This window comes from Cellulophaga sp. HaHaR_3_176 (genome assembly GCF_019021925.1).
Taxonomy (GTDB): domain Bacteria; phylum Bacteroidota; class Bacteroidia; order Flavobacteriales; family Flavobacteriaceae; genus Cellulophaga.
On the sequence record NZ_CP058990.1, the window covers coordinates 436,293 to 450,130 of the forward strand.

Consider the following 13,838-nt stretch of genomic DNA (forward strand, 5'->3'; position numbering starts at 1 on the left):
GATAAGATTACAATGATTAAGAAGTATAAGTTATTTTTAACTAGGCGGTTATATATAATTACAGTCATAGTATTCATGCTTTTTTTAAAAAGCGTAAACTCCCAAACTACTTTTACAGAAAACGCTGCTTCCTATGGTTTAGATTTAGGAGAACCTAAAGATGGAGGTCATTCTTGGTCCGATTTTGACGGTGATGGAGATTTAGATGTTCTTGTTCTAGAGAATAACAATAATGCCAGTGTAAAGAGTTTTTTAATGCGTAACAATGGTAATAATACATTTACCAATGTACAACCTATATTAGTTCCAGGTATGCTGGGCGATTGGGCAGAGAGGCAGGCTGCTTGGGGAGATATTAATAATGATGGAAGACCAGATTTCATGATTAATTCTTCGGGTAATAACAATGCCAGAAAAGCAATACAAATTTTTATTCAAAATACAGATGGTACTTTTGGTGATGGAGCAGGTGGAACGGCACCAATCACTATAGGTAGAACAGGCGCTACAATCAATATAAATAATGTAAATACTGAAGGTGCTGGTTTTTTTGATTTTGAAGGAGATGGAGATTTAGATATCTTTTTTGATAGTCATGATAATGGTATTGAGCTTTTAAGAAATAATTTTATAGATCATACAAACCATACTGTTACCAACCCTATTGCAAGTGCATTGTTTACTCATATAACTACAGGTAACGGTAGTGGTGTTACAGAGTTTGGACTAAACCAATTTGCTACAGATGGTGATTATGGTACTGCTGCAGATGTAAATGATGATGGTTGGGTAGATATTTTTATGCGTAAGCGAGATGAAAACGATTTCTTTTTAAATCAAGGAGGAAATTTTTCTAATGGCGCAGATTTAGGTCAGGCATCAAATAACAATAAAGGAGCTAACGGATTATGGGATTTAGATAACGATGGTGATTTAGATGCGGTCTGGACAGAAAACGGTCAAACACAAATACACAGAAATGATGGTGGAGGGGTATTTACAGCCTTAGGAGCAGCATCTTTTCCAGGGTTGCCACAACCTGGTAATTTAGACAATGGTAGTTCTGGTGCTCGCATAGATGCTTTGGCTGGTGGAGATATTGATAATGATGGGGACATAGATATTATCCTTGTGGGTAATAGTAGAAGTTATTTATATATAAATCAATTGAACAGTCCAACCCCTGCACCAGGTGTAATTGGTAGTGGGTCAGCAATGAATTTCTCTTTGGATTCTCAACAATTTAACTCAGGTAGAGATGGTGAAGGTACCACCATGGTTGATATTGATGATGATGGAGATCTTGATATTTACATAAGTATTAATAATAATAGCAATCAACTTTATATAAATAATTTACCGGCAGCTAACCGTAATAACCACTTGTTAATTGATGTTACCGAAGATAGAGGTGCTAATGGTTCTACGGGTGGGTTTTTAGGAAGAGTCGCTATCGGTACTAATGTTTTAATTAAAGATTGTTCAGGTAATATTATTAGCGGACTAAGACAGGTAAATGGAGTATATGGGCATGGTACACAGCAACCGGAAGAAGTTCATTTTGGTTTGCCCTTAGGGGAAAATGAAACCTATATTATAGAAGTCCATTATCCTAATTTCTATGATGCTTCTGAGCCAAGTGGGTATTCAAGATTAATAGCAACGGCAATAGCGCAACCAAGCACAATTGCAGGTACAAACCATTATACTTTAACAACAACAGATGCAGAATTAATCGAAAATCCTAATGCTCCAATTGCAGAGGATGATGAGGTACGAATAGCTTATGGAAATTCAGTTTCTGTTCAAATTCACTTGTTTACAAACGATTCTGAACCAGATGGGGAAAATTTTTCAATAGAAAACGTTACACAACCATCTGTTGGTTCTGTTGTTATTGATAATGCTGAAAACGGTATTGTAACCTATACTTATAGTGGGGCAACACCTTTTCCTGGTACAACATCTTTTGACTATACTATAACAGATTCAACAGACTCACTTTGTCCTTCATTGGGTAAAAGTGATACGGCTACGGTACGTATTATTGAACGTTGTACAGATCCATCTGGAATAGATACTGATGGGGATGGAATAAATGATGTATGCGATCTTGATAATGATAATGATGGAATTCTTGATTTTGATGAAGGTTGTGGTAATTTAATCATCAACCCTTCTTTTGAGATACAAGACTTCACTGATCCGGCAACTTTTCCAAACGGATTTACAGATGGATCGGGAACATTTATAGGAGCTTCATATAATTCAAATCAGTTAACTGGATGGAATTATACGACTAACTTAGATGGTTGGGTAGGCTTAGGAAGTCCTTCTTGGACTTCAGACATTTATGCACCTGCATATCATGGCAAGCAATATGTAGATGTTACAGGTAATAATGATGTGACAGGAGGAGTGAACAATACCTTATCTCAAGAAGTAAATACAGTAATTGGTACAACATATACCGTTTCCTTTTATTGGGGAGAAGATATAGGGCATGAAGCTGGAGCACCGGTAACATTAGATATCGATATTCTAGATGCAAGCAATAACCACCTTATTGATGAAACGCTAAACTATACAGCAGAGGGGTTGGTAAATGGTATAAGAGGACCAAAGCAATGGTTTTATTACGAACGCAATTTTATAGCTACAACTGCCACCACAACAATAGAATTTTATGCGACACCTGATAGAACATCGAACGGAGCGGCAATAGATTTGGTAAGTATAGCACCAACTACACAATGTTTAGATAGTGATGGTGATGGTACTCCAGATGCTTTAGATTTAGATAGTGACGATGATGGTTGTTTTGATGCTTTAGAAGGAACCGATAATTTAAATTTTCCAGATCTTAATAGCGATGGTAGTATTAGTGGCGCTGTAGATGAAAATGGTGTACCTATTGCGGTAAGTGGAGGGCAAGATAAAGGCAGTAGTGTAGATGATTCTGTTACTTCAGGTCTTTGTGATGACGACAATGATGGTGTAAATAATGCGAATGATAAATGTGAAGGATTTGATGATGCTATCGATATTGATAATGATGGTGTGCCAGATGGTTGCGATTTAGATAACGATAATGATGGAATTTTGGATTCAGATGAATGTACAACATCATCGTCTTTAGTAGAAAATGGAAATTTCACGGACTGGATATTTAATACAGGCTGGACAGCCGATGGTCAACAGTGGAATAAAGATGCTAATCGAGCATATTACCCAGATTGGAATGGTACAGGAACTGCTAGCTTTTTTCAAGAAATTAGTGTCAGTGCTGGTGTTGTAAATACAATAACTTTTGATTTAGGGTCAGACAATAGTAATGGAAAAGTTGTAACCTTAAATGTGTTAATTGATGGTGCTGTTCAATTTACCGAAACATCAAATCAAATAGTAGCTAATAATGGAGGTCGATCTCAAAATGGGAATGAGACAAGGAATATGCAAACACGTACTATTTCATTTACACCTTCAGGTAATACAGTAATATTAAAGTTTGATGGTGTTGCTACACAAACAGGTCATGATAGAATGTACGTTGATAACGTAATGTTAGATACGGGTTGTTCAGATTCTGATGGTGACGGTATACCTGATATTTATGATTTAGATAGTGATGGTGATGGTTGTTTTGATGCATTGGAGGGAGCTGATAATTTAGATTTTTCTGATTTAAACGGTAATGGTAGCATTTCTGGAGCTGTTGATGAAAATGGAGTTTCAACTGTTGTAAATGGTGGTCAAGGAAAAGGTAGTGCTGCTGATTATACGGTTACTTCAGAATTATGCGATGATGATGGGGATGGAGTGAACAATGCAAACGATAAATGTCCGTATTCAGATGATAGTATAGATAGCGATAATGATGGAATTCCAGATGCTTGTGATGTAGATGATGATAACGATGGTATTTCCGATTGTGATGAATCTACAGAAAGTGTATCTAATACATTTAGTTGGACATTAAATAACCCTGCTGGAGGTCTAGAAATGGATACCAACTATACTCCAGAGGTTAAAGACTGGATATTAGATAGTACCGGAACCATGATATTTAATACTCCAATCTTTAATATTAATGGTTCGCTCATACGAATTAATCCTCTATCAGCTGAAAATAAAAAAGAAGCTTTAGCAAATGGAGATTATATAGAAGTTTCTTTTACAACAGGCTCAGAGCTTTCTTCTTTCGAGTTAAGACAGATAAGATCAGGTTGGTATCTACCAAATAAAGGAGATTCGTATCGTACAGCTACAGCATTTACAAAAGTTGGGTCTAATGTTTGGAACACACTCTCTACTGATGTGTTGCATACAGATGATGGAAGTGCATATGCAAGATTCCAACATATAGATGGCGGGTCTGTTTATTTAGAAGCTTCTACGGAATATAGTTTTAGAATTTTTGTGTACGGAAAGATAAATGACGCTTCAGAGAACTATTCAGTTTTTGATGATTTAGCTTTTGATTTTACAGCATGTAGAACAGATGATTTAGATGGAGATGGAAGCCCAAATCATTTAGATGACGATAGTGATAGTGATGGTTGTAATGACGCAGATGAAGCCTATGCCGATGTTACAGCAGATTCAGATAATAATGGCATGTATGGTTCGGGAACACCAGCAGTTAATTCGGACGGTTCTGTAATAGCAGCGAATTACAATACACCAGCGGATGGTGATAGTAATGGCGATTATGATTTTTTACAAGTTGCAACAGCTCCAACAATAACACAACAACCTACAGATGCAAATGCTTGTCCGGGTGGTTCAACTACTTTTACTATTATGGCTACTGGTAGTGATGGGTATCAATGGCAACAATTAAATAGCGGTACTTGGACAGATTTAACTGAGGGAGGTATCTATTCAGGTACGGACACATCAACCTTGAGTATAAATAATCTATCATTATCAGATGACGGCAATAGTTATAGGGTGGTTACTTCAAACTCGGCTTTTGTATGTGAAGAGACAATTTCTGATGAGGTGGTATTAAGCATAGAAGTGCCATTGGTAAATGCAGGCACGGACCAAACCATATGTGATGGCGAGTCTGCGACGCTTACAGCTACAGCTTCGGGAGGAAGTGGTTCTGGATATACCTATCAATGGAGCACAGGCGAAACAACACCAACGATTACAGTTTCCCCATCTGGAAATACAAGTGGTAATGTAAATGTTGATTACACTGTTACCGTAACAGATGGTAACGGCTGTACAGATTCAGATGTAGTTAGGATAACTGTAGAGCCAACACCAAGTATTACAGTTTCCGGTTCACCAAGTTGTAATTTTGCATTATTCCAACCTACAACATATACTTTAGAAGTTACTGTAAGCGCGGGTGCTGTAACAGCTACTGCGGGAACGGTAACAAATATTTCTAGAAATGTTTGGGAGATATCGGAAGTGCCTGATGGTACTGATGTTGTAGTTACGGCAACACAAGGGAATTGTAGTAGTAATTTACCTGTAACGGCACCGGATTGTGCTTGTCCTACAGTTAATGCGCCTGTTAGCGGTGGAGATAAATTATATTGTGATACTGATACGCCAGCAACTTTAACAGCGTCTGTAAATGCAGGGCAAACAGTAGATTGGTATGAAAATGCTTCAGGTGGTACAGCTTTATTAACGGGTAATACCTCATTTACTCCTTCTGCTGCGGGAACTTATTATGCGGAAGCAAGAAGTACAACATTTGCAGGGTGTACTAGTTCTACCAGAACAGCCATAATATTAACAGAAGAGCCTTCTTCGGTTGTGAATATGGGAGCAGATCAAGTTGTTTTTGTCGGTGATAATGCAGTTTTTACAGCTACAGCAACAAATTCGGATACATATCAATGGGAAGAGAGTGTAGATGGCGGAGCAACATTTAATACCATAGTAGAAAGTTCAAAGTATATAGGTACACAGACACTTTCTTTAACAGTAAACTCTGCTGAGGTTATACAAAACGGATATCGTTATAGAGTAGTAGCATCAACAGCAGGCTCATCTTGTGGTGCAACTATATCATCTTCGGCACTTTTAACAGTTAAAGTTAAAACGGTAATTACAAATCGAAGAATTACATACAGAGTTAAGAAAAATTAGATTACATAATTAATAAAAATATTTAAAAAAAAGGAATTAAATGATTTATCATTTAATTCCTTTTTTCAATTCAAATAATTAGCTGAGATTGTCAAATCGTATTATTTTTTAAATTCTTTTCAACGGTCTTTTAATACAGTTAAACCCTTGTTGTAGTTGATTGTATCGATGAAAGTATGTAAGGTTTTAGCTTGAGACCTCAATAATTCCTCTATATACACTACTATTTTCTCTATTCACAACATTTATTTTACCTGACTTAATGTAATGTTAATTTTGTAAAGTGTAAGTACCTATAGTTCATTAAAAAGAAGTCTTACAATTAAAAAAATTAACCCATAATCATGATTAAAAAAATTCATCTACTAATAGTTTTATTAATGACTACTGTTGCATTTTCGCAAACTACAGTCACTTTAGAAGATCAATGTAACTGTGAAGTACTTAGTGGCACAGACGTTACAGCACCAGGTATGACAACTCCAGCAGGAGCCGATATAGGTGATGTTTATGTTAATACAGATACAGGAACAATTTATTTTTGGGATGGTGATACCTGGGAATTAACTTCTACAGATAGTCAGCAAATTCAAGACTTTAGTTTTGATGCAGCAACAAACCAATTAACTTTACAGTTGGAAAATGGAGGGACAACCAGTGTAGATATTTCTACTTTACAAGGAGATGGTAATATAACATCGCCAAATAATACAATTACTATATCAGGAGATTCAAATGCACTATTAGGTGATGTTGAAGTAGATATTGTTTCAGGTGGTATTGATCAAGTATTAGTTACAGATGCTACAGGAGTAGTAGAGTGGGTTGATAAATCTACATTTGCTGCAATAGCAGATCAAACAACAATAACAGGTTTAGGTACGGCTTCAGACCCATTTAAGGTAGAGAATTTATCTATAGTTACAGCTAAGTTAGCTGCGGATGCGGTTACGAATGCAAAGTTAGCGGACAATGCAGTTCAAACAGAAAACATACTTTCAGAAGGAAACGATCAAGTATTAGTTACAGATGCTACAGGAGTAGTAGAATGGGTTGATAAATCTACATTTGCTGCAATAGCAGATCAAACAACAATAACAGGTTTAGGTACGGCTTCAGACCCATTTAAGGTAGAGGATTTATCTTTAGTTACTGATAAGTTAGCTGCGGATGCTGTTACAAATGCAAAGTTAGCGGACAATGCAGTTCAAACAGAAAACATCTTTTCAGAAGGAAACGATCAAGTATTAGTTACAGATGCTACAGGAGTAGTAGAATGGGTTGATAAATCTACATTTGCTGCAATAGCAGATCAAACAACAATAACAGGTTTAGGTACGGCTTCAGACCCATTTAAGGTAGAAGATTTATCTATAGTTACAGCTAAGTTAGCTGCGGATGCGGTTACGAATGCAAAGTTAGCGGACAATGCAGTTCAAACAGAAAACATACTTTCAGAAGGAAACGATCAAGTATTAGTTACAGATGCTACAGGAGTAGTAGAATGGGTTGATAAATCTACATTTGCTGCAATAGCAGATCAAACAACAATAACAGGTTTAGGTACGGCTTCAGACCCATTTAAGGTAGAAGATTTATCTATAGTTACAGCTAAGTTAGCTGCGGATGCGGTTACGAATGCAAAGTTAGCGGACAATGCAGTTCAAACAGAAAACATACTTTCAGAAGGAAACGATCAAGTATTAGTTACAGATGCTACAGGAGTAGTAGAGTGGGTTGACAAATCTACATTTGCTGCAATAGCAGATCAAACAACAATAACAGGTTTAGGTACGGCTTCAGACCCATTTAAGGTAGAGGATTTATCTATAGTTACAGCTAAGTTAGCTGCGGATGCTGTTACAAATGCAAAGTTAGCGGACAATGCAGTTCAAACAGAAAACATACTTTCAGAAGGAAACGATCAAGTATTAGTTACAGATGCTACAGGAGTAGTAGAGTGGGTTGATAAATCTACCTTAGTTCCAGCAACAACGGTTTTAAATACTAGCACGGTAAATACAATATCGACAACAGTAGATGGAGTAACAGGAGCAGGAGTAAATATTATAAATAGTAACGAATTAACTTTAAATGGAAGTAATGAGTTAGTAAGTACTGTAAACGGAGAATCTTCAGGAGTAGTAGATTTAAGTCCTTATGTAAATACAGATTCACAAGCTATAAGTAGTGTTGTTTTAAATCCGAATGAGACTGTAAGAGTGGATTTAGTTGATGGAGGAAATACAACAATAGATATCAGAGATAATGATTCTGACCCTACAAATGAATTAACCGTAACAGGTTCTGGTGTTCCAACAGGTGCTCCTGAAAACGGAACAACTTATGTAGATGTAGATTCTGGTCAATTATATGTTTATGATGGTTCTTGGCAACAAGTAGGCGGTAGTGCTACACCAACTGCAGACATCGTGACAACATTATCTACCTCAGATAATGTAACCTACACATATACTTCAGAAAATAATACAGCAACATCTTTTGATGGAACAGATGATCAAGATGCATCAGAGGTTATATATGATGATACAAGCTCATCATTAGGGGCAGTAAATGTACAAGAGGCAATAGAGGCTCTTGCGACAGGAAGTACAGATGATCAATCATTAAGTTTAGAAACAGGAAACATATTGACTTTAGAGAATGGAGGAACAGTAAATTTAACTCCATTTTTAGATAATACAGATGATCAAACAGCAACAGAGGTTACAATTGCAGATGCAGCAAATAACTTTACGTCAACAGAAGTAGAAGGTGCATTAGCAGAATTAGCAGCTTCAAGTACAGATGATCAACAATTAGATGATCCAAATACAGTTTTTAATTCAGGTACAAATGAATTAACAATTGCTTTAGAAAATGGTGGAACTGCAACAGCAGATTTAAGCTCATTAAATAATTCAGGAACAGACGATCAAACAGCTACGGAGGTTGCTATTACAGATGCAGCAAACAATTTTACATCTACAGAAGTAGAAGGAGCATTAGCAGAATTAGCAGCGGCAAGTACGGATGACCAACAATTAGATGATCCAAATACAGTTTTTGATTCAGGAACGAATGAATTAACAATTGCTTTAGAAAATGGTGGAACTGCAACAGCCGATTTAAGTTCATTGAATAATTCAGGAACGGATGATCAAACAGCTACGGAGGTTGCTATTACAGATGCAGCAAACAATTTTACATCAACAGAAGTAGAAGGAGCATTAGCAGAATTAGCAGCAGGAAGCTCAGATGATCAACAATTAGATGATCCAAATACAGTTTTTGATTCAGGAACGAATGAATTAACAATTGCTTTAGAAAATGGTGGAACTGCAACAGCCGATTTAAGTTCATTGAATAATTCAGGAACGGATGATCAAACAGCTACGGAGGTTGCTATTACAGATGCAGCAAACAATTTTACATCAACAGAAGTAGAAGGTGCATTAGCAGAATTAGCAGTAGGAAGCTCAGATGATCAAACTCTTGATACAGACGGTACTTCAGGAAATATTTCAATTGAAGATGGTAATGCGATTACAATAAATGTAGATGATGCAGATGCTATCATAGGAAATGAAGTTGTCAATGGAACAGACGCTACTCTGGTACGCTCAGGATCGGGTACAAATGTAGATCCTTATACCTTAGATGTATCAGCAGATGGTATTACAAATGCAGAGATTGCTGATGATGCTGTTCAGTTAGAAAATATAGCAAACGGAACATCTACAGGGCAGGTTATTCAGTGGGATGGATCAGAATGGACTTTAGTTGATTTAGGATCTGTTACAGTTACAGAAAATGATGGTGTAATTGGAAATGAAATTGTAGACGGAACAGATGGAACATTAGTTCGCTCAGGAAACGGAACAACAGTTAGCCCTTATACATTAGATGTGGCATCAGATGGTATAACAAATGCAGAATTAGCTGATAATGCAGTAGATTTAGAAAACATAGCAGATGGAACATTAGCTGGAGAGATAATGCAATGGAATGGTAGTGACTGGGTTTTAGTTGATGGATCAAGTTTAAACACAGACGATCAAACAGCTACAGAAGTTGCTATTACAGATGCAGCAAATAACTTTACATCTACAGAGGTAGAAGGAGCATTAGCAGAATTAGCAGCTTCAAGTACGGATGATCAACAATTGGATGATCCAAATACAGTTTTTAATTCAGGAACAAATGAATTAACAATCGCTTTAGAGAATGGAGGAACAGCAACAGCCGATTTAAGTTCATTAAATAATTCAGGGACAGATGATCAAACAGCTACAGAAGTTGCAATTGCAGATGCAGCAAATAACTTTACATCTACAGAGGTAGAAGGAGCATTAGCAGAATTAGCAGCTTCAAGTACGGATGATCAACAATTGGATGATCCAAATACAGTTTTTAATTCAGGAACAAATGAATTAACAATCGCTTTAGAGAATGGAGGAACAGCAACAGCCGATTTAAGTTCATTAAATAATTCAGGGACAGATGATCAAACAGCTACAGAAGTTGGAATTGCAGATGCAGCAAATAACTTTACATCTACAGAGGTAGAAGGAGCATTAGCAGAATTAGCAGCTTCAAGCACGGATGATCAACAATTAGATGATCCAAATACAGTTTTTAATTCAGGAACAAATGAATTAACAATCGCTTTAGAGAATGGAGGAACTGCAACAGCAGATTTAAGTTCATTAAATAATTCAGGGACAGATGATCAAACAGCTACAGAAGTTACAATTGCAGATGCAGCAAATAACTTTACGTCTACAGAGGTAGAAGGAGCATTAGCAGAATTAGCAGCTTCAAGTACGGATGATCAACAATTAGATGATCCAAATACAATTTTTAATTCAGGAACAAATGAATTAACAATCGCTTTAGAGAATGGAGGAACAGCAACAGCCGATTTAAGTTCATTAAATAATTCAGGGACAGATGATCAAACAGCTACAGAGGTTACAATTGCAGATGCAGCAAATAACTTTACATCTACAGAGGTAGAAGGAGCATTAGCAGAATTAGCAGCTGCAAGTACCGATGATCAAACTCTTGATACAGATGGTACTGCAGGTAATATTTCAATTGAAGATGGAAATGATATAACAATAAATGTTGAAGATGCAGATGCTATAATAGGAAATGAAGTTGTAAATGGCACAGACGCTACTTTGGTGCGTTCAGGTTCAGGAACAAATGCAGATCCTTATACTTTAGATGTTGCAGCAGACGGTATTACAAATGCAGAAATTGCAAATGATGCGGTTGAGTTAGAAAACATAGCAAACGGAACATCAACAGGTCAAGTTATTCAATGGGATGGATCAGAATGGACATTAGTCGATTTAGGATCTGTTACAGTTACAGAAAATGATGGTGTAATTGGAAATGAAATTGTAGACGGAACAGATGGAACATTAGTTCGCTCAGGAAACGGAACAACAGTTAGCCCTTATACATTAGATGTGGCATCAGATGGTATAACAAATGCAGAGTTAGCAGATAATGCAGTACAACTAGAGAATGTTGCAGATGGAACATTAGATGGCCAGATTATGCAATGGAATGGTAGTGATTGGATTTTAGTAGATGGAGCAGGTTTAAGTACCGATGATCAAACAGCTACAGAGGTTACAATTACAGATGCAGCAAATAACTTTACTTCTACAGAGGTAGAAGGTGCATTAGCAGAGTTAGCAGCGGCAAGTACTGATGATCAAAATTTAAGTTTAGGAAGTTTAGGTGTAACTAATGAAAGTGTTGAAGTTGCTATCGAAAACGGTTCAAATGTATTGGTAGATATTCGTGATGAAGATTCGGATCCTACAAACGAAATAGAATTACCTACAGGAGGAAGTAATGGTCAGGTATTATCTACAGACGGTTCAGGTATATACAACTGGGTAAACGCTGATTCAGGACCACAAGGTATTCAAGGAGAAACTGGTGCTCAGGGAGAAAAAGGAGATACTGGAGATCAGGGAATCCAAGGTATCCAAGGAGAGACTGGTGCTAAAGGAGATCAAGGTGACCAGGGAATCCAAGGTATTCAAGGAGAAACTGGTGTTCAGGGAGAAAAAGGAGATCAAGGTGATCAGGGAATCCAAGGTATTCAAGGAGAAACTGGTGCTCAGGGAGAAAAAGGAGATCAAGGTGATCAGGGAATCCAAGGTATTCAAGGAGAAACTGGTGCTCAGGGAGAAAAAGGAGATCAAGGTGACCAGGGAATCCAAGGTATTCAAGGAGAAACTGGTGCTCAAGGATTAAAAGGAGATACAGGAGACCAAGGTATTCAAGGAGAAAAAGGAGATACTGGTGATCAGGGAATCCAAGGTGTTCAAGGGGAAACTGGGGCTCAAGGATTAAAAGGAGATACTGGAGATCAGGGAATCCAAGGTATCCAAGGAGAGACTGGTGCTAAAGGAGATCAAGGTGACCAGGGAATCCAAGGTATTCAAGGAGAAACTGGTGTTCAGGGAGAAAAAGGAGATCAAGGTGATCAGGGAATCCAAGGTATTCAAGGAGAGACTGGTGCTCAGGGAGAAAAAGGAGATCAAGGTGACCAGGGAATCCAAGGTATTCAAGGTATTCAAGGGGAAACTGGCGCTCAAGGATTAAAAGGAGATCAAGGTGACCAGGGAATCCAAGGTATTCAAGGAGAGACTGGTGCTCAAGGAGAAAAAGGGGATACAGGTGATCAGGGAATCCAAGGTATCCAAGGAGAGACTGGTGCTCAAGGAGAAAAAGGAGATCAAGGAGATCAGGGAATCCAAGGTATTCAAGGAGAGACTGGTGCTCAAGGAGATCAAGGTGACCAGGGAATCCAAGGTATTCAAGGAGAAACTGGTGCTCAAGGAGAAAAAGGAGATCAAGGAGATCAGGGAATCCAAGGTATTCAAGGAGAAACTGGTCCAGCAGGAGTTCAAGGGCAACAAGGTCCGGCAGGGCAAGATGGTCAGGATGGACAACAAGGTCCAGCAGGTCAAAATGGTCAAGATGGTCAAAAAGGAGATAAGGGTGATGCAGGAGATCCTGCATCGGATGATCAGACATTAACAGCAGGTACAGCTCCAGGAACAGTAAGTATCTCGGGTGGTAATAGTGTGATAATTAATGTTAATGATGCGGATTTTGATCCAACAAATGAATACAATACAGCTTTTGCTGTTGTTGGTAATAACTTAAGATTGACAGATGGTGGCGGTTCTAGAAATGTACCATTGTCTTCATTAGGTACGGATGACCAATATGATGATGAAGTTTTACTAAGAACACCAATTGATGTTGATGAAGGTGGCGAAGCTTCACCTACAAACGAAACTACAGTTGAAGAAGTGATTCAGGCTATCGCACCAATTACTTCTAAGGCGGCTAGAATTTTCTATCCACCATCAATTGCAGTTGATGTATCAACTAACGGAACATTTACAATTGATTTGTATCAAGAATATATAGCACAATATGGTTCACCTACAGTAGGTAGTGCAGGAGCGCCTAATGCTTTACCAACTTATACAAGAACAGAATTATATTATTATGTAACCTATGCAGATCCAGCAGTTTTTGGTAATGGTACAGCTGTATCAGGAATGTCAATTGATGCAAATGGTAATTTAACGTATCAAGTTCAAGATCAACCAACAGATTACAATTCATTAATAAATGTAGTTTTTGTTGTAAAATAATTTAAGCGAATAAAAAGAAAA

2 protein-coding genes are annotated in these 13,838 nt (G+C 37.5%); both read left to right on the forward strand.

Features of this window, described 5'->3' with window-relative positions; all coding sequences use genetic code 11:
- Positions 1-75 precede the first annotated feature (75 nt).
- Positions 76-6,117 (forward strand): FG-GAP-like repeat-containing protein, encoded by a 6,042-nt coding sequence (locus H0I23_RS01945; protein WP_216784797.1) that lies wholly within the window; start codon positions 76-78, stop codon positions 6,115-6,117.
- A 344-nt stretch (positions 6,118-6,461) separates the two neighbouring features.
- Complete coding sequence (locus H0I23_RS01950) at positions 6,462-13,817, forward strand: hypothetical protein (protein ID WP_216784798.1); 7,356 nt, start codon at positions 6,462-6,464, stop codon at positions 13,815-13,817.
- Positions 13,818-13,838: the final 21 nt, after the last annotated feature.

Coding starts and splice junctions, on each gene's coding strand:
- H0I23_RS01945 (WP_216784797.1), top strand. CDS start 76: ATGCTTTTTTTAAAAAGCGTAAACTCCCAAACTACTTTTACAGAAAAC.
- H0I23_RS01950 (WP_216784798.1), top strand. CDS start 6,462: ATGATTAAAAAAATTCATCTACTAATAGTTTTATTAATGACTACTGTT.